General features: G+C 42.2%; 17 protein-coding genes. 8 read left to right on the top strand and 9 right to left on the bottom strand.

Annotated features, from left to right (window positions below; translation table 11 throughout):
* Window positions 1-11: 11 nt before the first annotated feature.
* Together GDK41_RS13010 and GDK41_RS13005 are read right to left on the bottom strand one after the other, a co-directional pair.
* Complete coding sequence (locus GDK41_RS13010) at window positions 12-1,355, bottom strand: S41 family peptidase (protein ID WP_152086808.1); 1,344 nt, start codon at window positions 1,353-1,355, stop codon at window positions 12-14.
* Between the two features lie 184 nt (window positions 1,356-1,539).
* Window positions 1,540-4,695, bottom strand: a complete 3,156-nt coding sequence (locus GDK41_RS13005; RefSeq protein ID WP_152086807.1) for an ABC transporter substrate-binding protein — start codon at window positions 4,693-4,695, stop codon at window positions 1,540-1,542.
* Between the two features lie 353 nt (window positions 4,696-5,048).
* On the opposite strand from GDK41_RS13005, the gene GDK41_RS13000 reads away from it, so the two are divergent.
* The 3 genes from GDK41_RS13000 to GDK41_RS12990 are packed head-to-tail and all read left to right on the top strand — an operon-like array spanning window position 5,049 to window position 9,815.
* Complete coding sequence (locus GDK41_RS13000) at window positions 5,049-5,990, top strand: ABC transporter ATP-binding protein (RefSeq protein WP_152086806.1); 942 nt, start codon at window positions 5,049-5,051, stop codon at window positions 5,988-5,990.
* Window positions 5,980-8,877 (top strand): Gldg family protein, encoded by a 2,898-nt coding sequence (locus GDK41_RS12995; protein WP_152086805.1) that lies wholly within the window; start codon window positions 5,980-5,982, stop codon window positions 8,875-8,877. The genes GDK41_RS13000 and GDK41_RS12995 overlap by 11 nt, the downstream gene beginning before the upstream one ends.
* A gap of 11 nt (window positions 8,878-8,888) precedes the next feature.
* Window positions 8,889-9,815, top strand: coding sequence for a DUF4340 domain-containing protein (locus GDK41_RS12990; RefSeq protein WP_152086804.1), 927 nt, complete (start codon window positions 8,889-8,891; stop codon window positions 9,813-9,815).
* Window positions 9,816-10,003: 188 nt separating this feature from the next.
* On the opposite strand, the gene GDK41_RS12985 is transcribed toward GDK41_RS12990, so the two are convergent.
* Genes GDK41_RS12985 through GDK41_RS12970 form a run of 4 tightly spaced genes read right to left on the bottom strand, consistent with a single transcriptional unit; the run spans window position 10,004 to window position 13,195 of the window.
* A complete protein-coding gene (locus GDK41_RS12985; protein ID WP_172971618.1) occupies window positions 10,004-11,266 on the bottom strand; it encodes an ATP-binding protein in 1,263 nt (420 codons plus the stop codon).
* A complete protein-coding gene (locus tag GDK41_RS12980; RefSeq protein ID WP_152086802.1) occupies window positions 11,266-11,958 on the bottom strand; it encodes a response regulator transcription factor in 693 nt (230 codons plus the stop codon). Before GDK41_RS12980 ends, GDK41_RS12985 begins: the two co-directional genes overlap by 1 nt.
* A gap of 9 nt (window positions 11,959-11,967) precedes the next feature.
* Window positions 11,968-12,366 carry a DUF3019 domain-containing protein gene (locus GDK41_RS12975; protein ID WP_172971617.1) on the bottom strand — a complete coding sequence of 133 codons (399 nt, stop codon included), beginning with the start codon at window positions 12,364-12,366 and terminating at the stop codon, window positions 11,968-11,970.
* 10 nt (window positions 12,367-12,376) lie between these two features.
* Window positions 12,377-13,195, bottom strand: coding sequence for a MipA/OmpV family protein (locus tag GDK41_RS12970; RefSeq protein WP_152086800.1), 819 nt, complete (start codon window positions 13,193-13,195; stop codon window positions 12,377-12,379).
* A gap of 352 nt (window positions 13,196-13,547) precedes the next feature.
* Here GDK41_RS12970 and GDK41_RS20380 point away from each other — a divergent pair, with 352 nt between their 5' ends.
* Window positions 13,548-13,685, top strand: a complete 138-nt coding sequence (locus GDK41_RS20380; protein WP_232056463.1) for a hypothetical protein — start codon at window positions 13,548-13,550, stop codon at window positions 13,683-13,685.
* A gap of 7 nt (window positions 13,686-13,692) precedes the next feature.
* On the top strand, window positions 13,693-14,367 hold the full coding sequence (locus GDK41_RS12965) for an alpha/beta hydrolase (RefSeq protein WP_152086799.1): 675 nt from the start codon (window positions 13,693-13,695) through the stop codon (window positions 14,365-14,367).
* A gap of 161 nt (window positions 14,368-14,528) precedes the next feature.
* Here the strand turns inward: GDK41_RS12965 and GDK41_RS12960 are convergent, their stop codons facing one another.
* The 3 genes from GDK41_RS12960 to GDK41_RS12950 form a co-directional block, all read right to left on the bottom strand.
* On the bottom strand, window positions 14,529-17,279 hold the full coding sequence (locus tag GDK41_RS12960; RefSeq protein WP_152086798.1) for a TonB-dependent receptor: 2,751 nt from the start codon (window positions 17,277-17,279) through the stop codon (window positions 14,529-14,531).
* A gap of 240 nt (window positions 17,280-17,519) precedes the next feature.
* Window positions 17,520-18,821 carry a sensor histidine kinase gene (locus GDK41_RS12955; protein ID WP_152086797.1) on the bottom strand — a complete coding sequence of 434 codons (1,302 nt, stop codon included), beginning with the start codon at window positions 18,819-18,821 and terminating at the stop codon, window positions 17,520-17,522.
* Window positions 18,814-20,187, bottom strand: coding sequence for a sigma-54-dependent transcriptional regulator (locus tag GDK41_RS12950; protein ID WP_152086796.1), 1,374 nt, complete (start codon window positions 20,185-20,187; stop codon window positions 18,814-18,816). Before GDK41_RS12950 ends, GDK41_RS12955 begins: the two co-directional genes overlap by 8 nt.
* A 177-nt stretch (window positions 20,188-20,364) precedes the next feature.
* Between GDK41_RS12950 and GDK41_RS12945 the strand changes: the two genes are divergently transcribed.
* The 3 genes from GDK41_RS12945 to GDK41_RS12935 are packed head-to-tail and all read left to right on the top strand — an operon-like array spanning window position 20,365 to window position 24,729.
* Window positions 20,365-21,612 (top strand): efflux RND transporter periplasmic adaptor subunit, encoded by a 1,248-nt coding sequence (locus tag GDK41_RS12945; RefSeq protein ID WP_152086795.1) that lies wholly within the window; start codon window positions 20,365-20,367, stop codon window positions 21,610-21,612.
* An 11-nt stretch (window positions 21,613-21,623) separates the two neighbouring features.
* Window positions 21,624-22,313 (top strand): ABC transporter ATP-binding protein, encoded by a 690-nt coding sequence (locus GDK41_RS12940; protein WP_152086794.1) that lies wholly within the window; start codon window positions 21,624-21,626, stop codon window positions 22,311-22,313.
* Window positions 22,306-24,729 carry an ABC transporter permease gene (locus tag GDK41_RS12935; protein WP_152086793.1) on the top strand — a complete coding sequence of 808 codons (2,424 nt, stop codon included), beginning with the start codon at window positions 22,306-22,308 and terminating at the stop codon, window positions 24,727-24,729. Before GDK41_RS12940 ends, GDK41_RS12935 begins: the two co-directional genes overlap by 8 nt.
* Window positions 24,730-24,741: the final 12 nt, after the last annotated feature.

Raw genomic sequence — 24,741 nt, 5'->3', positions numbered from 1 at the left:
GTGTATCATCGTTATAAGAGGTTGCTCAGTGCCTGTGGAATGTTGGCTTGCGATAGTGAGCGCTCAGGTTGAACAGGCGTCATTTGCTTAATACCACTTGGGCGGGTGAGTAAAAAGCGTGGTGAGATCATTTGTAATTGGCTATGTGCTAATGACATAAATTGAATACCGCCACTTTGTGTGCTTCGCCCGCCTGTCGCAGTGCCAATTAATTGTGCAAATTGATAGTCTTGTACAGTGTTGGCAAACACAATTGAAGATGAGTAAGTACCCGTGCCAATCAGCAATGAGGTTTTACCACGGTAAAAATTATCCAGCTCAGGTTGGGGTTGAATTAAACGGGTGTTTTCGCCTTGCTCTACATTACCAACGATCTGCCCAGGGTCTCGGTATTTGAGTAGTATTTTTGAGCGATAACTTGAAAAGTGTTTATACGGCTTATCGGCAATATAGCGCAAAACACCAGCCATCCACATGTCGTCATTACCTCCACCATTATTACGAATATCTATGATTAAATGATTAACCTTGCGCTTTTTAATTTCGCTGAAAGTGTTATCCATATAATCTAGAAATTGCCGAAAGTCGTGCCAAGCAAAGGTATTGATTGTGAGTAGGGCTGTGGTGTTGCTATATGTAATGTTAAAAGCATCGGCAAAAGATTGCTGAGCTAAGCTTGAAGGTATTGCCGCTTGTGCCTTGAGCTTTACACGATGAATTTTTTGGTTATGTTCAAGTTCAATTGTAAAACTCTTTTGCGGACCAAACGTCATATAGAACAGTCTATTAAATTGGCTTTGTAGGACATGTTCACGAAAAGCAGGGGTATCACCATGGGTGTTGTTAAGGAGTTTGCGCACAATGACAGCGGTACTTTTACCATTAATCGACACTATCTTTGCACCTGTATATTGACTGACTTGCTTTGCCAACTCTCGCTCTACGATTAAACTGCCCTGGGTAACCTTTACCTCAAAAGGAAATAGCGCTACGCCTTCGTTTATCCATTGGCGCCATTGTGACGATGAGCCATGTCCAACTTTAAGGTGCCCATCTGCAAGCATCCCATTGAGAGGTGCCATTTTTTGCCATAGCTGCATAGCTGTAAGTGGTTCATTTATCGTTGTTTTGATTTGCGCGACTTTTTCATAAAACTTATCAATGTCTGCAATACTGTGAGATAGGTCAGGGTGTGTTTGATGTAGCCAATTAAACCATTGATCAATGTCTTCTATGGCTTGAGCTGTTGATAAGTGATGCTGAAATGGCTCAGAAGCGGCATTTGATGCGAGTGAGTTGTTTATCAGAGCAAAATTAAGCAGCAGTATGGTGCAATATGCAGCAATTAAACGCATTGAGTTTAGTCCTTTGTATTTTTATTATTGAGACGCGTTTATGCCCAGAAAGGTTTAAAGCAACAAAAAATAATTTAGTTAACCTGAAGTTGGGATAATGGATATGACAAAGCGCATTATATCAATCCATTGCAAAGCCAAGCTATGTAGTAATGTAGTATGACGCTTGTCCGGTTATGGTTAATTAGTCTTTAGAGACATTAAAGTTAATGTTGGTTGACTCACCAGTGTTAAGTAATGCATCAAACTCTTGAAAGGACATAGGCTTGTAAAAGAGGAAACCTTGGATCCGGTAGCACCCTAAATATTGCAGTGTTTTTAACTGCTCTTTTGTCTCTACGCCTTCTGTTATTACGTCAAAGCCTAAGAAGTTGGCTAAACTGCTGATAGTATGTATGAGTATAGGACTTTTCTCATCTGTTTCTATTTTGTCCACAAATGTTTTGTCAATTTTTAGGCAATTTATTGGCAGCTCAAGTAACTGATTAAAGCAAGTATATCCAGTCCCAAAATCATCAATAGCAATTTTAAAGCCGATACTGGCAAGCTCTGCTAAAACTAGTTTCACATGAGCTTCATTTTTCATGATGGATGTCTCAGTTATTTCAAGCAAAATATGCTGAGGATTAATCGTGTATTTTCTTAACTCTGAGGTCATAAGCTCAATAAACTCTGGTTGGCAAAGCTGGTTGTTGGAGATGTTGATTGAAATATATTTTAATTGACCAGACTCAATATGGTTGGAGATCTTGCTCAACGCTTGAAAGGCGTTGTTTATTACCCACTGTCCAATAATATTAATTAAACCAATCGACTCTGCAACCGGTATAAAAATTTCAGGTGATATGCTCCCTTGTGGTGTCGTGCAGCGCAGTAATACCTCCCCCGCAACAACCTTATTGCACGATAAATCAACAATTGGCTGTATCACGAGTGAAAAGGTGTCATCATTGATTGCTTGCCTTAAATCATGCGCAATATCGAACTTGTTTTTCATTTGTGAATCAAGCTGCGGATTGTATCCTAAAATGGCATCTCGCCCCTTGTCTTTTGCTTCATACATAGCAGTGTCGGCTTTTCTAACCAAAGTATTTGCGCTGTCACTGGAGCCAAAACCGAGTGAAAAGCCAATACTACAACTTAAATAGACAATCTGGTCTAGTACCGTAAAAGGCTGCTTCAGTCTGCGGTTAATTTTTTGGGCGAGCGTCTCGATTTCCTCAGGATCAGCGACGTTATCACACAACACGACAAATTCATCCCCACCAAAGCGAGAGAGGGTGTCTCCTGGGTTGATGGTTTCTAACAATCGGTTCGAAACCGATACTAACAGCATATCGCCAAAGTCATGACCAAAAATATCGTTGATTGACTTAAAATGGTCTAAGTCGATAAACAGTAATGCCACTTTGGAGTTAGCCGTTGCTGAGCGGCGCAAAGCACTGGAAAGCCTGCGGTGAAACAGTGAACGATTGGGTAAATGCGTTAAAGAGTCGTGGTTGGCTTGCCACTCTAACTGTTCATGCTGTTCTTTTTGCTCTGAAATATCAACGATGGTAACGGTTAGTACATGAGAGCCTCCAGTGCTAGTTTTTGCAATTGAGGCTGTTGCTGGAAATTCAGAGCCATCTTTTCGATAGCCATAGATTTGTTGGCGGCTCCCCATTTTTCTTTGTGTATCTTTGGCCTGCAAAAACTGCTTAAAGTACGAGTTGTGTTTTTCTCTAAAGCGAGGAGGTATTAAATGTATGATATGTAAACCTATTAGCTCCTCTATAACGTAGCCAAACAAAGTCGTAGATGATTCGTTAGCTACGATAACATGGCCTGTTTCGTCGGTTGCTATTACTGCTACGTCTGCATTTGCAAGTATTTGATCTGATAGTTGTGGTGTATAGTCACCTTTTGACTCATAGATAGCTAAATTTGACTTGTCATTTCCCTCTAATGGGATAACTTTAACTCTAAACTGGTAACCATCAGTAGAGTTGCCCATCATGAACATCGGTTCTTTATTGTAAAAATGCTCTTTAAATGAGGCCTTATCTATTGTCAAACTGGTGCGAATATATTCAGGTAGATCACACACCGTCTTTTGCTGTTCAATACCGCTCCACACTTCGTCATACGAGAATATTTTAATGAGTTGCCAACTTGCAATATTTAACTTGGGCTCTTCATTTGATGTAAATTCGTCGAACTCCGATTGTTCGTAATGATGTTTGTATCTAGGGGGAATAAGCGGCTCAATTAGCCCAAAAGACTCTACAATTTCAAATTCACCTGATTGATTACATTTGCTTAGGTAATTATTGACGTAAGCGTGGTGAGTTTTTGGGTCCATTTTTACATGGCCTTGTGGGCTCTGTACTTCGACGTTTTCTAGTGCCGAAATGATGGCATCAGTATTAAGTGAGTTTGCCTGTTTAACTGCTTGGGCAAATGCTTTTACGCATAAATACGTCCCTTCGCCAAAATTTGTTAATCCACCATTGCCATTTGGCAATAGCCCATTGACAGACTCAAGGGTGCTTAATCGCTCTAAGTAATGTTTATTTTCTTTTGTAGGGACAGACATGAAATAGGTATTACTTGAATAAAAGCCGGTTTTGATATTATTGGGCATAGAGGCAGCCATTACCTCATCAAAGTGACCCATAACCACTGCCATGCGATCCTTTAACTTCATTTCACAAAACTGTGTTAATAAGTTTACCTGATCGGTACCTGCAAAGTAGGGCACAAAAACATCGGCACCAGAGGTGTAAAGCCTATAAAGCATGCTACGAAAGTCAGTTGCTCCTTGTTGTAGATACTCTTCGCCAACAATTTCTCCACCAATTTTTGCCAGTGCATGTTTAGCTGCATCAATAGAGCCTCTAGGCCATTCATAATTGGCACCCGCAAAGAAGAACTTCATGCCATAACGTTCGGCCATATAAGGGATCATTTTGTCGATTTGTTGATTAGGTAACGCAGCAAAAGAGAAAAAATAACGCCCTTTTATTGACCCCTCATAAAATGAGAAGCTCAGATAAGGGATTTTTTCCACTTCAGCGACGTCAAGGTTGACGGCGATGCGTGAGCTTGAGAGTAGATTACCTATAATTGCATCGCAATGATGGTCATGCACAAGTTGTTTTGCAGCTGGCACTGCTGTTTGCGGAACACTGCCGTCATCTGCAATGACTAATTTGAGCTTTTTGCCCAATATGCCACCTGCTTCGTTAATTTCATCGCAGGCTATTTTAGCTGCGTTTGAGATCTCCTCTCCATATAAGGAAACGACACCGCTTAAAGGTGCAAGTAAGCCAATTGTGATGTCTTTATCTGATCCCATAAACTTTCTAATACTTAATTTTCTATGCGGCATTGAATAAGCTTAGACATGATAATGAAGTCTTTCAATGATGCTTAAAACTCGTGTTTTTTATCATGCTTTTCAAGGCATTATTATCACTTTAAAAACAGTGTAATGTTCAAAAAACAATGATGCTGATACTTGAACTTTTACCAGCTGCCCATATCAAAGAAAAGATTTCGTTAAATACTTTATTGCAGGGGATGTTCCCGTAAACAATGGAGATTAAAGCAATGTATATTTCGAATACCTTCCCATTTTTTAGTAAGAAAACAATCATCAATCCGCTTAATAACCCGCTTACGGATTAATATCGACGGAGTACTACTACCATGCTTAATGTGAGTCACTTAACTCGCAGCTATGGCAGTTTTAAAGCCGTAGATGATGTGAGTTTTACAATAAAACAAGGTGAGATCATCGGTCTTTTGGGGCATAACGGAGCGGGTAAAACCACCATCATGAAAATGATAAGTGGTTATCTTGAATCCGACACTGGCTGTGTGTCACTAAATGGCATTACCCTAAAAGACAACCCTAAACAGTTGCAGCGCCAGTTAGGCTATTTACCTGAAAGTTTGCCGGTTTATCCCGATATGACGGTTGCAGAGTACTTAGATTACGCAGCAACGCTAAAAGGCTTAACGGGTAACGAAAAACGCAGTGAGTTAAAAAGAGCCATTGCCGCGACCGACATTCGTGCTAAGTTGCTGGCACCAATTCATACCTTATCTCGTGGATACAAGCAGCGGGTTGGGGTAGCACAAGCTATTCTAGGTAAACCTAAATTATTGATTTTAGATGAGCCAACGAATGGCTTAGACCCTGAGCAAACGCAGCATATGCGTAAGCTCATCAAAGATATCGCTAAGCACGCAACAGTTATTTTATCAACGCATATCATGCAAGAGGTAAATGCAATCTGTGATCGCGTGCTTATTTTAAAGTCTGGACAATTGGTGCTTGATGAAAAGCTTACTGCACTCAACAATGCTCAGCATTTACTTGTCGAAACCAATTGCGAAAACGAGACTGTTTTTAATGCTATCGAGGGGATCAGAGGTGCAACGAAAAGAGCGGAACACTACTGGCAGCTTGATTTGGAAGACACAACAGAAATTAAAACTGTGGCCTGTCGCGTAAGTAAAACGCTCATAGAAAATAGCTTTGCATTGTATGCATTGCACAGTGAAAAGCGCGACTTAGAGACCTTGTTTAACGATATTAACAATAATGGGTTATCGAGTACGAAAGGAGGTGCTCATGCAGCCTAGTAACACATCATCATCGATTTTTACGGTGGCAAAAAAAGAGATTTCATTGTTTTTTGCTTCACCCATTGCTTACTTATTTATTGGCGCATTTGCCGCCGTTACCTTGTTTATTTTCTTTTGGGGGGAAGCCTTTTTTGCCCGCAATATTGCCGATATTCGTCCGATGTTTGAATGGATGCCGGTACTGCTAATCTTCCTATGTTCAACCATTACAATGCGCTTATGGAGTGAAGAACGTCGCACGGGCACGATAGAGTATGTGCATACATTGAGTGTACCTTTGTGGCACTTTGTGATGGGTAAGTTTTTGGGGTGCTTTGCGCTATTAGCAATGGCACTACTGATCACTTTACCTTTGCCTGTTACGGTTAACATGTTGGGTGATTTGGATTGGGGCCCGGTGCTGTCTGGTTATCTTGCTGTGCTTTTACTCGGTGCTGCTTATTTGGCCATTGGGCTTGCTATTTCGGCTCGCAGTGACAATCAAATCGTGAGTTTATTGGTGTCATGTGCCGTGTGCGGGGCTTTTTATTTTATTGGTAGTGCAACCATTACCGATTTTTTCACAAATAACAACGCTGAGCTTTTTCGCTTACTGGGCACAGGTGCGCGTTTTGAGGATATTACCCGCGGGGTGATTGACTTAAGGGATTTGTATTATTACGTTTCATTGTGCGTGGTGTTTTTAGCACTGAACACCTACTTTCTTGAGCAAGAGCGCTGGGTGCCACATAAACGCACTGTTCATCACAAACGCTGGCAAGCATTGTGCGCATTGTTGGCTGTAAATGTGCTGGTGGCCAATTTATGGCTAGGGCAACTACCTAAGTTGCGATTGGATACCACACAAGGTAAACAGTACTCAATATCTGAAGCCACACAAATGTACTTAGCGCAATTACAAGAGCCGTTATTGATCCGTGGTTACTTTAGCGATAAAACTCATCCTTTGCTTGCGCCATTGGTACCGCAATTAGCAGACTTACTTGAAGAGTATCAAGTTGTGGCCGATGGGCGAGTACGGGTTGAAATCATAGACCCACAACAACACCCTGAGCTTGAAGCGCAGGCCAATCAGCAATTTGGTATTAAACCTGTGCCATTTCAAGTGGCAGATCGCTACCAAGCATCGGTTGTCAGTTCATATTTTAACGTAGTTGTGCAATATGGCGACGAACATCAGGTGCTCGGTTTTAGAGATCTGATTGAAGTCAGTGCGCGCGCTGAATCTGACGTTGAAGTGTTATTGCGTAACCCAGAGCATGATATTACTCGCGCCATAAAAACCGTACTGCAAGATTATCAAAGTGCGGGTAACTTATTTGATACGGTACAACAACCGCTTACATTTACTGGTTATATCTCAAGTGATGACAAGCTACCTGAGCAGTTGGTTACTTTTAAACAATCACTTACCGAGCAGCTTCAGCAGGTTGAGTCAAACGCGCAAGGTAAATTTTCAATCAATATGGTTGAGCCAGAAGCCAATGGCGCATTGGTAGCACAGCAAATTGCACAAGACTATGGCTTTGAGCCGATGAGCACGAGCCTATTTTCAAACGAGTCATTTTATTTTTACTTAACGCTCTCTGGGGCAGAGCAAGTTGTACAAATTCCGCTCGAGGATATGGAATCGTCCAGTTTTGAACGTAATCTAAATGCGGCGATAAAGCGCTTTGCCAAAGGCTTTACTAAAAATGTAGCGCTTGTCACTCCGAGTAAATCGGGGGCTTATGGTATGCCTCAAGCTCAGTTCAGAAATCTAGAGCAAATGTTAGGCGCGCAGCTTAATGTGCAAAAAGAAGATTTAACGGATGGGCAAGTCTCTGGCGAGGCTGATATTTTGATGTTGATGGCACCTGAATCGTTAGATGAGAAACAACTATTTGCTGTGGATCAGTTCTTAATGAAAGGGGGAACTGTGGTGGCAGCAACTTCGCCTTATAGTGTGGACTTAAATGGCGGCACATTGGTGATGCAAAACCACCAGAGTGGTTTATCTGCTTGGTTAGCTCATCATGGTTTGACTATTGAGCAAAGCATGGTGATGGACCCAAGTAATGCAGCATTCCCAATCCCTGTGACGCGCAATGTGGGGGGATTCCAGTTACAAGAAATGCGCATGCTAGATTATCCATACTTTGTGGATGTCAGAGAGGGACTTAACAAGGATAACTTGATCACCTCACAGCTACCGCAGCTTACCATGGCTTGGGCATCGCCTATTTCATTGGATCAAGCGCGCAGTGACATAGCCTACACGCGGTTGATAGAAAGCTCTGAAAAAGCATGGACTTCATCGTCTATTGACATCATGCCAAAGCTTAATGAACAAGGCGAGGCGAGTTATTTATCCAAAGGAGACACTAGCAAGCACTTACTCGGTGTGATAGCGCAAGGTCGGTTCAGTTCTTACTTTGTTGATAAAGAAAATCCGCTGTTAGCAAAACAGCAAGTGAAGGAAAGCACTGAGCATGAAGCTAATCCAGCACAAGAGTCACTTGAACAAGAGGCACAACCGCTTGAAGTATCGAGTGTGATCAAACACGCCAGTGACAGCGCCCGCATTATTTTGTTTAGCTCCAATGATTTTGTGCAAGATCAGGTGCTGCAGCTCACTGGTGGCGTGTCGCAAAATGATTATTTAAACGGCTTACAGCTGATGGTAAACACTGTGGATTGGGCACTTGAAGATACCGCTTTAATGAGTATTCGCTCGCGCGGAAACTTTAACCGTACTTTAGTGCCACTTGAGCAAAATGAGCAGCAAGCCTGGGAATATGGCAATTATGTGCTGGCACTACTGTTGTTACTGGCTATGGCTTTGTGGGTGCAGGCACGGCGCAAGCGCAAGCAACAGCAGTATCTTGCTTGGATAACCCAATAGGAGTGTAAGCTATGAATAAATACTTAAATAGTTTGTTTGCATTACTGGCACTACAGCTAGTTGTGGCCGGGTGGCTTTATTTTAACGATGCCCAGCAAGGCGAATTTGTTGCTACGCCAATTCTTTCAATCGACTTGCACAGTATTGCTGAGGTGGAAATTAAACAAGACGACAAGCAGCTGATCTTAAATAAAACAGAGGAAAATTGGCAGCTTAGTACTTACCCTCAATTGGCGTTAAATACTTCGAGTGTGGACAGCGTTCTCAAGCAACTCAGTACATTAAAAGCGGTGTGGCCTGTGGCTTATTCAAAGGCCAGTCATGCCCGTTTTAAAGTGGCTGAAGATAACTTTGCAAAGCAGGTTACGCTCACCTTAAGAGACGGCTCTAAGCAAACGCTACTATTAGGCAAATCGCCTAGCTTTAAAAAGCTTTATGTACGTAATGATGAGCAAGATGAAGTATACAGCGTTGAATTTAGTGCCTATCAGTTGAGTATCGATGAAAATTCTTGGCTGGATAAATCATTGCTCGCTGTGCGTGATGTAAATCGTATCGAACACGCTAATTTAGCGTTAGAAAAACAAGATGGAAAATGGCAGTTGGCGACGTCAATAATACCGCAAGATAGTGATCAGAAAATCGATTCACAAAAAGTGCAAAGCGTTGCTAATATCTTTTCGCAACTTAGCTTTGTTGGCGTATCAAAACAGCAAATGGAGCAAAGTGAGCAACTGAGAGTAACAAACAACGATGCTAAGCAATACCAGTTTGCATTTGCTGAGCAAAGTGACAGCCACTTTGTTAAGCGCGATGATCTGCCTTATTGGTTTGAAGTGTCAAAAACCACTTACGATACGTTAGTCAATTTACGGTTAGACACGCTAAGAGCAGACTCTAAAGACGATGAGGAGCAAGGCAAGACCCTATCTGAGTAAAGTTTAAAGTGGCTTTAAAATATAAATCTGCCAAGGCCTTAAAGCACTGCTTAAGGCCTTTTTGTACTGCGTAATCAATCAAGTTTAGAGCGGCCTATTTCAAAGGTGTGGCATCAAGAAGATAGACTCATGGTATTGGCTTATACTCTGACGGGGTTTGCGGTGTTTAACAGTGATGTCATTTAGGTCTACTGCAACGGCAGCGACAAGGTAAATTTGGCGCCACCCAATGTGCTGCATGAATCAATATAAATGTTTCCATCCAACCAAGTCATAATCCGCTCTGCAAATGCTAAACCGACACCGTAGCCTGCGTGACTTTGCTTATCTAACCGAACAAAGGGTTTAAATATGTTATTTCGCTCACAGGGCGGAACCCCAGGTCCATCATCAGCGATGATGATACAAACACTGCGCGTTTTACACTCTATGTGAATACTGACTTGTTGCTGGCAATATTTTAAAGCATTACTAACTAGGTTGTTGATGCATATGCTGAGGTAATGTGTGTCAGCGAACACGCGAGCCGTACAGTTGCTGTAGTGAACGCGCAACAAGGGGCTGGCAACGCTTTGTTCGATGGTGTGTACGACTTGGTTAAGGTCAACCGTCACTCTTGCGGTATCTTCTAAAGTGTATTGCAAACGAGCGAACGAGAGCAGCTGGTTGAGTAAGTCTTCCATGGTATCCAAATTCGCGTTCACACGCTGCTCATAGTCTTGCCTGAGTGTATCATCATTGGTTTCAACTAGGGTGTCTAGGCCCATTCTAACGCGTGCAAGTGGGGTGCGAAGTTCATGGGACAAGCCACTGGCAAGCAGTTTTATATCACTCACTAATGCTTCGATGCGCGCGGCCATGGCGTTAAAGTCGCTTTCAAGTGCGTTGAGATACCATACCGAGCCAACGGGGACGCGTTGAGATAAATCACCTTTACCAAGCTTTGCGGTGGCAACACTTAAGCGACGCAACCTCAGAATAAAAGGCGTTAAAAACAACAAAATTAGCCCCATGAGCGCAACATAAAAACTGATGGTCATGAGCAGGCTGGTTGATTCGTCAAATAGCGCTTTACTGGTGCTCAGTAGTAGAACTTGGTTGTTGGGTAATAAGGCATAGGCTTGTAAATGCTGCTGTGTTTCAAGTACCAACGTAGGCTGAATTTTTAGCTGCGATAATAACGGTTTTGGTAGCGGGTAATCTGATAAGGTGTGAATGGCAAATTCAAAACTTGGAAATTGCAGCTGGGCTTGCTTTAAAAACGTATCTTGTTGCTGGTTATTTAATTGATGTAAAGCGATTTGGGTAAGTTGCGCTTGAAAAGCAAGCGATTGTTGTTGGCTAACTTCTTGGCTTTGTTGTGCGTTTTCATTAAGGGTATCAAATAGTTTTCCAAGACCAATACTGCCAAATAAGGTGAAAATAAGCAAAGCTGCTACAAAACGCCACATCACCATACCTCACTAACAAGCAAGTAACCTTTGCCCCAAATGGTTTTGATTTTATATGGCTCTGTGCCGCTATCGCCGAGCTTTTTACGTAGCCGTGAAATACGCAAATCAATAGAGCGGTCAAAACCATCGTACTCAAAGCCGCGCAAAGCTTGCGTTAGCTCTTCACGACTAACAACGCTGCCTGATCTACACGCCAGCAGCCACAACGCATCAAACTCGTTGCTAGAGAGATTGATAGGCTTATTAGCGAGGCACACCTCACGGGTTGCTTGATTGAGCACTAAACTCCCTAACTCAATGAGCGATGAACTTATTTGTTTATCAATTGGTTGACTACGCCTAAGCAAAGCTTTTATGCGGGTTTCTAATAAACGACCCCGAACAGGTTTGGTGAGGTAATCATCTGCGCCCATTTCTAGGCCCAAAATTTCGTCAATTTCTTCGTCTCGTGCGGTGAGCATTAAAATGGGGATGTTAGAGTGTTGGCGCAGTTGTTTACATACTTCTAGACCATCCAAAGACGGGAGCATGCCATCAAGCACTACTAGTTCTACATCGCTTGATTTCAAAGCATCGAGCGCTTGCTGCCCATCATGATAAACATCAACCTTGTATTGCTTTGCGCTGAGGTAATCACAGATCCACTGAGCAAGCTCTAAATCGTCTTCAACGAGCGCCAACTTTGTCATTGTTAGTCCTTAAAACATTCGCCATCGCACCGTTTTACTGATCCGATTTTTATATAACCAAGCGTACTTGATTGCTGTGCTTTGCAGTACTTTATCACCGTCTAGCAAATTAATAGATACAGGGTTGTTGATGATCAACTCTTGCTCAAATACGCCTGCACTTTGGTCATGCCAACACCGTAACTGCTGTTGCTGCATATTGAGGCAGAAATCGCCTTTAGTCGGGGTTTGCCACGATACCTTGAGGTTGACGTAACAGTCTTGGCCCTTTTCTAAAGTGGTACATTGCTTTGGTGATACACGCAATTGCACAGCGCTGGTGTTACTCTCTGCCGCATTTAGGCTATTTACAACTGCCAATATAGCCATAAAACCCGTATATTTAAGAGTTAAAAGCAGTTTTTTCATTGCTAACTCCTTAAAATACATAACTAACCCAGACACTGGTCGTGGCTGCATAGTCTTTGCGTCTATAGTTATGCTCTAAAACGGCTTTGGTTATGGAGCTGTCGAGAATCGCGTCTGTGTAACTGGTATAAGCAATATTGCCTTCAAAGAGCCAGCTTTGTGCAAAGGGTTTTCTAAAGCCGACTTTGTAGGTTAGGTTAGTTCCACCGCTAGCTTGGTAGGGGTCAAAACGCTGTGAATCTTCTGGCACGCCGTAATAGTAATTTAGCATGTTGGCATTACGGTACTGTGCCCCAAGCGAGCCATAAAAGTTCCAGTTTTTGTATTGCCAATTTTTAGATAGCCATAATGATGCGTATTGGCCATTATTATACGTATCGGTATCTGCGCTGGGGGCGACAATAGCTTGTACGTTTAACCCAGCAACTTCACCAGACGCTCTTAAGCCAAGGTAGCGAGTGGTTTTCTTTGTTGTTATCGAGGTTAGGCTGCCGTGCGCGGTTGACCACAATAAATCAAACTCCCAATTAGGCGTGTTGAATAAGTTGTACCCTAGTGCAAAGTCTGAATCAAACTCGTTAGATTTTCCTGGCAGTTCAACAAATAAGCCATTATCAAAGTAATACGCACCATTTAACGATAGGGAGACTTTAGTGTGGTTATTCACATAGAGACTACCGCCATAAGTGACTGCAAGCTCAGCGGCTAGATAACCCCCACCTTGGCGTTTGGCAAAATAATCAAACTCCGTGTTGGTCGTGTTGTCGGCATGCACCGAAATTGCGCTAAGCGCGGTGCATATAGATAAAAGTACAGATTTAATTTTCATAGCAATGTCTAGTTATTGGTTTATTTGCTAGTAGCCTAGAGGGTTCTGGTGCAGTTTACTGTACCGAGAGTTTGCAACATGTATCAAAGTGTATCGTACCATAAGTGGAACCAGTGGAATATCCAGATTAACACAATGATTTGCAAGTAAGTGATACAGTTTGATACAAGTTGGTAGTAGGCGTTACACAAAGGCTTTGAATAAAAAGGACATACGATGCAAACAGCCATTACGATGCTGTTTAACTGCAATATGTACGAGCAGTGCGAAAACGATTTTAGATAAAACTATCGATAAGGTATTGGCGAAGTTTTTATAACAATATTAAGAAATTGCCAAAGCGCTTTATGGGATGTTACAAGGTAAGAAAATCGCCAAGCTGGAAGCAAAATTATTGGTGATCCCAGAGGCTAATCATGAAACGGCATCTCCAACAACCGCTGTACAGGGGTTGTATTGGATATACAAAACAACAAACAATAAAAAGTAGAAATTATATGAAACACCGCTCTCTTATTCTTAGTTTATTTGGCGTGATAGTGTCATTTAACACTTCAGCTGCGACTATCTTCGACTCCATACCTGAGTCGGTAGCAGCAAACGATAAATTTGTTTTTTACTCACATGGTTACATTGTAGAAGGGGATAACCCAAAGCCTGTAGAGACTAAAAATGGCTGGGGGAAGTACGACTTTCCGGCGGTTAAGCAAGCCTTAGCCGATGATAGCTACGCGCTAATAGCGCATCACAGGGCAAAGAATACAGATCCGTTTGATTATGCTTATCAGCTTAATAAGCAAGTTCGCACTTTGGTTGCAAAAGGTGTAAAACCTGAACATATCACTTTAGTTGGGTTTTCTCGTGGTGCTTTTATTACCGGACTGGCATCGGATAAGTTGTCAGACCTAGGCGTCAATACGGTCATTTTGGCAGGTTGTGGGCGCTTGATTTGGAAAAAACACACCGACATTAAAGTGTATGGTCATGTGCTGTCGATATACGAAAAGTCTGATAAGTCACAAAGCTGTGCCTTACTTGATAAAAAAAGTACCCAAACGCGCTCTTTTGAAGAACTTGAAATTAACACCGGCCTGTCGCATGGCGCGTTTTATCGACCCGTTAAGGTGTGGGTGGCGCCTGTGAAAGCGTGGATCAAGGCTCGGATGAAGTAGTGAACGGAATAACCGATACGTTAAATTGGAACTTCACTATGCTGAATTAATGTCGGATGGCGTGACTTCGCCACTTATCCAACCTACAGGGATGCATGTAGGTTGGATAAGCCTAAGGCGCCATCCAACAATTTGATAGTACAGCAGTGCTAAATAACAACCTAAAAATTAAAGCTGATACGACCGTAGAAGTAACGACCTCTGGCGCTGTAGGTAGAAGGGTCATGTCCGCCATCTACAGTTGACGCTAAAATAGGGGGATCTTGGTCAAATACGTTATCAATACCAAAGGTGAGTTTGCTCTCCCAGAAGTCCGGTAGTTGGTAGCTCAGCTGTAAATCATGCTTAAAGTAGTCATCCACTTTCGGGCGTTCAACCACATCGTTGTCATCATCCACTAGGCTGTCGATGTAGCTCATATTCCAGCTAGCACTCCAGTTATCTAACGTCCAGTTCAGTGCACCACTGACTTTTAGCTCAGGGTATGATGCACCCCCTGTTACCAATCCAGTTGCATCGCTGCGGTTTTCTTCACCGCTACGAATTTCAATATCAACCCACTCTTTGAGTTTTGACACCCCCAGCTGCAAGCTGTAGTTGCCTGATTGGGTATCTTTGATATCGTAACGGCCCTCAAGCTCCCAGCCTGATAATTCACGGCGGTCAACGTTTTCATAGATATCTCTAACTTCAACAATGGCACCTGAGCTTGGGTTGCGAAGTACAGTGTTTGACCAAAGAGCGGGGTTTGCTGCATTTTCAGATACTTTACGGGTTGCGCCATAAGTGGCAACCACATTGGTTTGCTCTATGCTCCAATAATCAAAGGTGATAGAGAGGCCATCAACCAGTGCCTCAGGTGTCCATACAAATCCCGTGGTGAATGACTCGGCTTCTTCGGCTTCTAGGTCTTGGTTACCGCCAGTGACCGCGGTATATCCTAAGTCTCCAGGGGCTCTTAACCTACAACCAGCTAAGTTTGACCAGTTATCTGTGGTACAAGGGTCGGTGTCGTTTACAAAGCCTTTTTGGCTGGGTGTGTAAAGCTCCCCAAAAGTGGGGGCTCTAAAGCCTTCGGAGTAACTGTAGCGAACTAATAAGTCAGGATTTACCTGCCACTTTAAGCCAACTTTGGGGTTGGTGGTGTTGCCAAAGTCACTATAGCGAGAATATCTCATCGCCACCTCTAATTCTAATGACTCTACCATTGGCATATCGCTCAGTAGCGGCAACACGGCTTCAATGTAGGCTTCTTCAATTTTTCGAGTGGGTGCGGTGGTGTCTGATACTTGCTCAATAAACGCCACATCGCCTGTGTTTAAGCCCACGTCATGGCTGACTGAGGCATCTTCCCAGCGCACTTCTGCACCGGTTGCAATATAAACAGGACCAGCTGGTAGCTCAAATGGCACTCCTGTTATGTTGGCATTCAAAAAGCGCAATGTATTGTCGTAAATACTGGTGGGTTTGTGAGAAAAAATGTAGCCCATCATCTCTTCGTTTACTGAACCATATGGGCCAATTAAATCTAATGGGACACAGCCATCATTGCGATTAAGGCACTCTTGTGAGTCACCGGCTGCTGCTCGTAGGCGTGCTAGCGACATTTGTTGACCTCGGGTTTCGATGACTTTGCTGCGCTGGTGGCTGTATACAAAGTCGTAATCCCAATCTTCAATACTGCCTTTTAAGCCAAAGGTAAAGCGGTCAACGTCTGAGTCTGCATCTCTTGGGCGTAAAATGCCATTTTCAGTGATCCGGCGCTGTACAATCACATCTTCATCAAATGGGTTATATTGATTGTTTTTAGACACAATGATGCTATCGCCAAACTCCAGTGCGCCTGGGGCAAAGTAGTTAATACTATTCACATCTGCTGAGTTATATTCCATAAATAGTGAGGTGTCTGGTGCTATTTCGTATTCACCAGATACCCACACCGTGGTGGATTGATATTCGTTAGAGCCTGTTTCATAGTCATGGTAATTAAAGCTATCACACAGAGCACTGGCACCACAGTGTGCACCATCTGATGGGGTATCAGACCAATAACCATTAAACGGCCTAAAGTCATTAACATCATAGCCGGTGGTTGGATCCCATGCTGCACCATCTGCGGCAGTCACGCCTAAGCGTTCATAATCGGTTGAAAAAATCCACGAGCGAGGGCTTTTACTTGAGCGCAAGTTGGTGCCCGCTTCACCAAAGCGGCGTAAATCGGCTTCGCTACTGATGTCTCTGTCTCGGCGCATCCAACCATCATCATTAAAGTGACTGGCACTGACTAACCAATTGGCTTTATCGGTATTACCTCCAAAAGTGAAAGACACACGCTTTTGCCCCGCATCACCATGGCGGCTTTCACCTGCTTCTAGATTGATTTTAAGGCCATCATAGTCAGAGCGCATGATTAAGTTGACAACGCCCGCAATGGCATCGGATCCATACACAGCAGAAGCACCATCTTTAAGTACTTCTACACGTTCAACGGCATCAAAAGGAATGGTTTCTAAATCTACCGATGAGCTAACGCCACGGGTACTTACACGGCGACCATTGATAAGAACTAAGGTGTTGTTTGAAGATAAACCTCTAAGGCGTACGGTAGCTGCGCCATTATTATTACCGCCAGAGCGCGGGCTTGCAGGGCTACCAACAACCGATGGTAAGCGCAGCAGTAATTCACCAACAGTACTGACGCCTGAGCGCTCAATAGCGACTTTATCTAAAACGGTGACTGGAGAGCTTGTGGTGAGCTCTTGGCGTTTGATGCGAGAACCGGTGATGGTTATAACTTCAGCTTCTTCTTCTACCGAATCGGTTTGTGCCAGAGTCGGTGCACTTATCGCAAAGCCAGCGATAGCCCCCATGCAAAGAGTAAGGCGGTTTAAGTTAAAGGTATTGTTAGACATGGTGTTATCTCCATTAGAGCTTGTAATTATTATGTTTGGTTTTAACCTTTCATTGCTAACAATATATTGTATACAATATATCTACAAATAACGAAACGATATAGTTAGATGCCGTTTTAATATAAACAGTAATAAAAAAATAAAATAAGTTTAAATAATAGGAAGGTAGCTAAATGATAAAAAAGGTTTCTATCATTGCGGAGTATGCAGACCTCGGGGTCGTTTTATTTAAAACGCGCTCTAGAGCATCACTGTAAAAATGGTACTTTCATCAGGTATTGAGTTGACTTTAATGCGCCCTTTGTGGCGGTGTATAATTTGCTGACTTAGTGCAAGCCCAATTCCAGAACCTTTAGGTTTTGTTGTAAAAAAGGGTACAAATATTTTATCTAATGCGCTTGGATCTATCCCTTTACCATTATCTTTTATATGTATTTCGCATTTTCCGTAACGATTTACCTGTGCTGATATGCTCACATGTTTAGCGTGAGTGTCTAGACCTGTAAAAGCATCTTTTGCATTAGTCAGTAGGTTCAGAAGCACTTGTTCTAGCATTTTTTTATCTGCATTAACGGTTAATGCCGTAGGTTCGATTTGGGTCGTTAAGTTGATACCGGCTTGAACAAAATCGCGTTTTACTAGGCGAGTTACCTCGTCAATGAGTGTTTGCACTTTAATACTTGATATTTCTAGTTGCGGAATATGAGTTAGTTTGCGATAGCTCTCTATAAATCCCAGCAATGATTTACTGCGAACTCCTATTGCTTGTAAGCTTTGTAGGTAATCATTAACGAGTTCAGCGTCATCGATGCACTGGCTTAACTGCTGTTCAGTGATATTGATCAAGGTATTTGATAGCGAATAAATAGGGGCCACTGAGTTGCCTATTTCATGGGTGAGCACGCGAATGAGTTTTTGCCAAGAGTCCATCTGTGTGGTTTCGATTTGCTCTGAAATCGGTGTACATACCCACAATTCAAATTGGTTATATTGATAGGTGAATTTGAAATATTTAAACAGTAGTTCATTGCAAACACTATTCTCAGAGCGAGTTTGCGCTAATACCGGATGTTGTTTGAGTAAATCAGAGATATCTGTGAAGTGACGAATATTGAGTAAGCGTTTAGCACTGTTATTACATACCGTGACTTGGGAGTTATTCTTGGCTAAGATCACACCTGTATCAATGTGTTGCAGCATGCTTTCAAATACAGCTATTTGCTCGGCTTGTTCACGTTGGTCTGCTCGAACGTATTGGAGTAACTCGTTACATAGGTTTAGTGTATTGTCATCTAGTGTGTGTTGCGTATTTACTTTAAAACTGCCATCTCGATATTTTATTGCGTTAAGTACTTCACAAAAGTATTGATGCTGGCGCTTATACACTTTGATTGCACAATAAATAAAAACCAATGCAGTACACAGTGCAAATACACTGAGCAGTTGCATATGGCTGTGTATTAAACCCAAAACACCGATAGTTGCACAAATAACAGCGCCGAGCTGATAACTTGCCATGACAAAGACATTTTTGTTAAACACCAAACTTCTCCATCTTGCGGTATAAAGACGCTCTGGTTATACCTAGTGCCTTTGCGGCATGGCTAATATTACCTTTAAAATCTTTGATTGCTCGCTCTATCGTGTGTTGCTCAATCTCAGCCAGATTGTACGTGTTGGGGAGCTGTTGTAAGGGCTGGGCTTGAGTGAGGTTTTTAGACAGTTGAAATTGCAAATGCGTCGATTCAGATAAAATAACCGCGCGCTCTACCAGATGTTGTAACTCTCGAATATTGCCAGGCCAAGGGTAGTCAACCAACGATTGCATAGTTTTATCATCCACCAATTTGGACCCTAGTTTATATTTATCACTATATAGTTTGGTATAAAAATTGACGAGCAGGGGAATGTCTTGCTGACGCTGCCTAAGTGGCGGTAAATTTATCTCTACTGTATTGATGCGATAAAGTAAATCTTGGCGAAAACTTCCCTCATTAACCATATCGTATAGGTTTACGTTGGTTGCGGTGATTAATCGAATATCAACGTCAATTTGTTTAGAGCCTCCAACAGGAGTGATCATACGGTTCTGAATTGCTGTAAGTAGCTTACCTTGCAACGCTAAAGGGATATTAGCAATTTCATCTAAGAATAACGTCCCCTCGTCGGCAAGCTCAAAGCGTCCTTGTTTATTCTCTTTGGCATCAGTAAAAGCGCCTCTAACATGACCAAATAACTCACTCTCAAACAGTGAGCTGGCGATGGTGCCCATATCTACTGATAAAAATGTTTGTTTAGAACGTAATGACTGTTTGTGTAGCGCCCTAGCTATTAGCTCTTTGCCTGTACCGCTTTCACCTAAAACCAATACGTTTGCATCTGTTTTTGCCGCTTTTTCAATGGTTTGAAAAACATGTTCCATTGCGGAGCTTTGCGCTATGAGGTTTTCAAAAGGTTTGTTTTGTGCGGCTAACGACAATTGCGCTATTTGATCGAGCTTTTTAGATTTTTGTCGCTGCGCATTTAACTCGACGCAGTTAGCAACGGTAGCAAGCAGCTTTTCGTTTTGCCATGGTTTTAGAACAAAGTCACTGGCACCTTGCTTGATGGCCTCCACGGCCATAGACATATCACCAAAAGCGGTAAATAGTAGAACAACCGCGTTTTCGTCAATGGCTTTTATTTGCTTGAGCCAGTAAAACCCCTCTGCACCAGAGGTTGAGTCTCGGGTAAAGTTCATATCTAGCAGGATAAGGGCAAATTCTTGGTCTGCCATGGTGCTGGCAATGTCATGGGGGTTATTTAGGGTCACCACTTTTTGATAGTGCGGTTTCAATAGCATACGTGTTGCTATGAGTATTTCTTGATTGTCATCAACCACTAGAATTGCTTTTTTACTAACCGCCATGGTGTCTCCCTGATATCCAAACTGTACGATATCGTACACTAAGTGTTTTATTTTTTTACACTTTTTTCTCCTTACAATTATCTGTATTTGTTTATGTTGTTGTTTTTAAAAGGTTTTGTTTTTTGGCACGTTAATTGTGTTATTTAAGCATGATTTGATTTTTTGGAGTGACAAGAGATGGACAAACAAATAGCACCAAAACGTACATTTAAGAAGTGGTGGCTTGTGTTACCTATTATTGGCGCAGCCTATTTTGCCCTAAGTGGCGCAGCGAGCAGCAGTATAGACACATATAACTTATCAAAAGATAAAGTAAAAATTGGGGTGGTGAGTCAAGGGCAGTTTCATGACATGATCCCTATTAGGGGTAATATTACACCAAGTAAGTCGGTATATTTAGATGCCATTGAGGGAGGTAGGGTAGAGCAACGTTTTGTTGAAGAAGGTGCCATGGTCAAAAAGGGAGATAAGTTGCTAGCTTTGAGCAACACAACTTTGCAACTCGATGTGATCTCTCGCGAAGCGCAAATTTCTGAGCAGCTCAATAACTTGCATAATACGCGATTGGCTATCGATCAAAATCGTTTAAATTTACAACGTAACTTGCTTGAGCTGGATCATCAGATCAAACAAAGTGAGCGACGTTTAGTGCAACTTAATCGATTGGGTAATGGAAATTTAGTATCAAAAGATGAGCTACAAGCAGTGATTGATGAAACTCAGTATTTAAAGGGACGTCGGGCGCTTGTAATTGAACAGCAAACACAAGATGAACGGATCCGTACTGTGCAAATAGCACAATTAGAAGATAGCGTCAGTCAGCTAAATAAAAATTTAAGATTTGCCCGTAAAAATTTAGAAAACTTAATTATCCGTGCTCCCATAGATGGCCAGTTAACGGCTTTACATGCTGAACTGGGTGAGTCAAAAGCCAGAGGAGCTCGTTTGGGCCAGGTGGACATTGTTGAGCAATACAAAGTTACCGCGCTTATCGACGAGTTTTACTTGGGTCGCGTTGCATCAGGTCAAGTAGCTAAAGTGACGCATCAAGGGCAAGAATACACATTGACTTTGTCCAAAGTGTACGCACAGGTTAACAATGGTCGTTTTGAAGTGGACTTGGATTTTGCATCTGAATTACCAAGGGGGCTGCGTCGTGGTCAAAGCCTTCAGCTTGATCTGTTTTTAGCCGATGCAAAGCCTGCCATGCTGATCCCCAATGGTGGTTTTTATCAAGATACTGCTGGTAAATGGTTATTTGTACTTGAGCCAAACAGCGATACGGCAGTTAAAAAGTTTGTCACGCTGGGACAAAGAAATAACAAAGTGATTGAAGTGCTCAGTGGGCTCTCTGAAGGTGATCGAGTGATCACTTCAAGCTATGGCAGCTTCAAAGATATGCAAGCAATTAACCTCACCAATTAATAGGAAAAGTCATGTTAAATTTAAATAAAATTAGCAAAGTATTTCGCACAGAACTAGTGGAAACTTATGCGTTAGATGCAGTTTCAATGACAGTAGAACGTGGTGAGTTTGTGGCAATCATGGGCCAGTCCGGTTCTGGCAAGTCGACCTTATTGAATATTATTGGATTGTTGGACCATATTGATGATGGTGAATACACCTTCGATGGTATAGATGTGAGTCACTTAAAAGAAAGCAAATTAGCAGATCTGCGAAAAGACAATATTGGCTTTATCTTCCAAAGTTTTAATTTGATTAATGAGTTAACGGTATTTGAGAATGTTGAGCTGCCACTTATATACCAGGGGATTGGCAAGAAGCAACGAGAGCAGAAGGTGCTGGAAATTCTAGAAAAAGTGAATATTGCGCATCGTAAAGATCATTACCCACAACAACTATCAGGTGGGCAGCAGCAGCGTGTTGCAATCGGGCGTGCCATTGTAGCCCAGCCGAAAATGTTACTTGCAGATGAACCGACGGGCAACCTCGATTCTAAAAATGGCGAAGAGGTCATGAGTTTACTCGCGAAGTTAAATGAAGAAGGGGTCACTATTGTTATGGTAACTCACTCAGATCATCATGCTAAGTTTGCACATCGCACAATTAATGTACTAGATGGCCATATCGTTTCTCAACACATGCAGGACGTACGCTATGCTTAAAAATTATCTAATTATTGCTTATCGCAGTTTACTAGCTCAAAAACTGTATTCCATTATTAACATTCTTGGCCTTGCCATTGGGTTAGCAACTTGTATTACGATGGCAATTTTTGTTGAGTCTGAGCTTGGTTATGATGAGTTTATTCAAGATCACGAGCGTATTTATCGTTCTTCAGTAGACTTTACGCCGCCAAATTCACCAGAGCAAAAATTTGCTCAGAGTCAGGTGTTTAATGCTGAGCGCTTTAAAAGTTATTTCTCTGAAGTTGAAGATGCAACGCGTTTAAGAGAGATTGATCTTCCCATGGGGCAAGGGCAAGACCAATTCATCCATGAAGGTATAATGCTTGCGGATGCCAACGCGATTGAGTTTTTCTCGCTTGAAATTATCAAAGGCAATCCACACGCACTTAATTTGCCAAATTCTGTTGTATTGAGCGAATCGGCAGCTCGCATGTATTTTTCTAGCACCGATGTGCTCGGAGAAACGTTGCATTTGGCTAATCGCGTGCCATTAAAAGTAACAGCAGTCATAAAAGATTTACCGAACCGCACGCATTTGAATATTTTTGCTTTAGTCAGTATGGCAACGGCCAATGAATTTTTTGGCAATACTCAGTGGCAACAGGATCAAAGCTTTAATTACTTTACTTACTTGAAACTAGCGAAGGGTATATCGGGCAAAGCACTAGAAGCTAAGCTCCCAGATTACTTAGAAAATCATGATAAGCCAGGTGCCAGTAAAATGAAGACTTTTAAGCTCATGCCAATTACTGATATCTATTTACACTCAAACAAGTACGGTGAAATGAAAGACAACGGTGATATCAATACCGTGTATTCCTTTACTATTATTTCTGCGCTGATCTTGCTTATTGCGAGTGTGAACTTTATGAATCTGTCTACTGCTTCTGCAGCAAAACGCGCAAAAGAGGTTGGTGTTCGCAAAACTTTAGGGGCTAAAAAACACCATTTAATCGCTCAGTTTATTGTTGAAGCCGTGCTGCTGAGCTACATCGCTTTATTTATTGCGCTTTCATTGGTTCAAGCTTGCTTGCCTCTGTTTGCTGAGTTTATCGGTAAACCGCTTGAGTTTAATTTTTATTCTGATGCTGCAGTACTTATCACTTTATTGGTTTTGGGGTTGTTTGTAGGTGTTATTTCGGGGTCTTATCCGGCATTTTATCTGAGTAGCTTTAAACCAGCTCGAGTTTTAAAAGGCGAAGTAACGCAAGGTAAATCGGGTGTGTTGCTTAGAAAAGCACTCGTTGTTTTTCAATTCAGTGTCGCTGTAATTTTAATTATTGCCACAATAGTTGCGAGTAAACAACTGAGTTATGCTCGCAACATGGAGCTTGGCTATGACAGAGAAAAGACTATAGTTTTGCAAAGGCTGTATACCGATGAAGCCAGTCAGCAACGCGCAGCTTTGAAAACTCAGCTATTAGCACATTCAAATATTGTTAATGTGACAGCCAGTTCAGCCTTTCCAACAGGGTCAATTGTAGATGCCTATGGTATGACGAATCCGGTGACAAATACATTTCAAACCATGCCCGTACTGGCAGTAGATGAAGATTATTTTAATGGTTACTCAATTCGTTTCTTAAGCGGCCGCGGGTTTAGTCGCAAGTTCCCTGCAGATGAGTTTTTAATGCCAAGCGAGGGAGAGGATCAACCAAACTTTAGCGTGGTCATTAATAAAAAGGCGGCTGACTCTTTGGGGTACTCACCTCAAGAGGCAATTGGCAAGCAATTTAAAGCGCATATAACCCAAGGTGGTTCAAGTTTGGCGACGATTGTAGGTGTAACACAAGACTATTACTTTTCATCTGTAAAGAGCGCGATTCGCCCAACATATCACATGTTTTTGCGTGAGCGAGGCAGTACGTTATCAGTAAAGTATCAAGGCGATACCGCGCAGGTGCGTGAGTATATTGAAAAAACCTGGGCTATGCTTATACCGGGCCAGCCAATTGAGCTATCACACTTAGAAGATAGGTTTGAGCAACTTTATCACCAAGAAGATAAAGAGTTAACCGTGTTCAACTTGTTCGCCATGTTAGCTATTTTTATAGCATGCCTTGGGTTATTTGGTTTAGCGTCATTTACCACTCAGCGCAGAACCAAAGAAATAGGTATTCGCAAAGTACTCGGGGCAAGTGTGTGGGATATCGTTTTGCTCATTAATAAAGAGTTTTCTAAACAAGTTCTCATTGCCAACGTCTTGGCTTGGCCAATCGCGTATTACATTATGCAACAATGGCTTAATAGCTTTGTATACCGGATTGATTTGTCATTAATTCCATTTTTAATTTCGGCGGGATTGGCGTTTGTTATTGCGTGGTTGACGGTGGGATCATTATCGGCATTTGCCGCAAAAACAAGGCCCGTGAAGTCACTAAAATATGAGTGACTTATCACGCAA

The sequence above is a fragment of the Pseudoalteromonas sp. A25 genome, from assembly GCF_009176705.1.
Lineage (GTDB): Bacteria > Pseudomonadota > Gammaproteobacteria > Enterobacterales > Alteromonadaceae > Pseudoalteromonas.
The sequence above is the reverse complement of the archived record's forward strand: the minus strand, read 5'-3'. Positions and strand labels throughout refer to the sequence as shown.

Excerpts from the sequence above, each read along its gene's own strand:
- GDK41_RS13010 (WP_152086808.1), bottom strand. The coding sequence starts at position 1,355 with ATGCGTTTAATTGCTGCATATTGCACCATACTGCTGCTTAATTTTGCT.
- GDK41_RS13005 (WP_152086807.1), bottom strand. The coding sequence starts at position 4,695 with ATGGGATCAGATAAAGACATCACAATTGGCTTACTTGCACCTTTAAGC.
- GDK41_RS13000 (WP_152086806.1), top strand. The coding sequence starts at position 5,049 with ATGCTTAATGTGAGTCACTTAACTCGCAGCTATGGCAGTTTTAAAGCC.
- GDK41_RS12995 (WP_152086805.1), top strand. The coding sequence starts at position 5,980 with ATGCAGCCTAGTAACACATCATCATCGATTTTTACGGTGGCAAAAAAA.
- GDK41_RS12990 (WP_152086804.1), top strand. The coding sequence starts at position 8,889 with ATGAATAAATACTTAAATAGTTTGTTTGCATTACTGGCACTACAGCTA.
- GDK41_RS12985 (WP_172971618.1), bottom strand. The coding sequence starts at position 11,266 with ATGTGGCGTTTTGTAGCAGCTTTGCTTATTTTCACCTTATTTGGCAGT.
- GDK41_RS12980 (WP_152086802.1), bottom strand. The coding sequence starts at position 11,958 with ATGACAAAGTTGGCGCTCGTTGAAGACGATTTAGAGCTTGCTCAGTGG.
- GDK41_RS12975 (WP_172971617.1), bottom strand. The coding sequence starts at position 12,366 with ATGAAAAAACTGCTTTTAACTCTTAAATATACGGGTTTTATGGCTATA.
- GDK41_RS12970 (WP_152086800.1), bottom strand. The coding sequence starts at position 13,195 with ATGAAAATTAAATCTGTACTTTTATCTATATGCACCGCGCTTAGCGCA.
- GDK41_RS20380 (WP_232056463.1), top strand. The coding sequence starts at position 13,548 with ATGTTACAAGGTAAGAAAATCGCCAAGCTGGAAGCAAAATTATTGGTG.
- GDK41_RS12965 (WP_152086799.1), top strand. The coding sequence starts at position 13,693 with ATGAAACACCGCTCTCTTATTCTTAGTTTATTTGGCGTGATAGTGTCA.
- GDK41_RS12960 (WP_152086798.1), bottom strand. The coding sequence starts at position 17,279 with ATGTCTAACAATACCTTTAACTTAAACCGCCTTACTCTTTGCATGGGG.
- GDK41_RS12950 (WP_152086796.1), bottom strand. The coding sequence starts at position 20,187 with ATGGCGGTTAGTAAAAAAGCAATTCTAGTGGTTGATGACAATCAAGAA.
- GDK41_RS12945 (WP_152086795.1), top strand. The coding sequence starts at position 20,365 with ATGGACAAACAAATAGCACCAAAACGTACATTTAAGAAGTGGTGGCTT.
- GDK41_RS12940 (WP_152086794.1), top strand. The coding sequence starts at position 21,624 with ATGTTAAATTTAAATAAAATTAGCAAAGTATTTCGCACAGAACTAGTG.
- GDK41_RS12935 (WP_152086793.1), top strand. The coding sequence starts at position 22,306 with ATGCTTAAAAATTATCTAATTATTGCTTATCGCAGTTTACTAGCTCAA.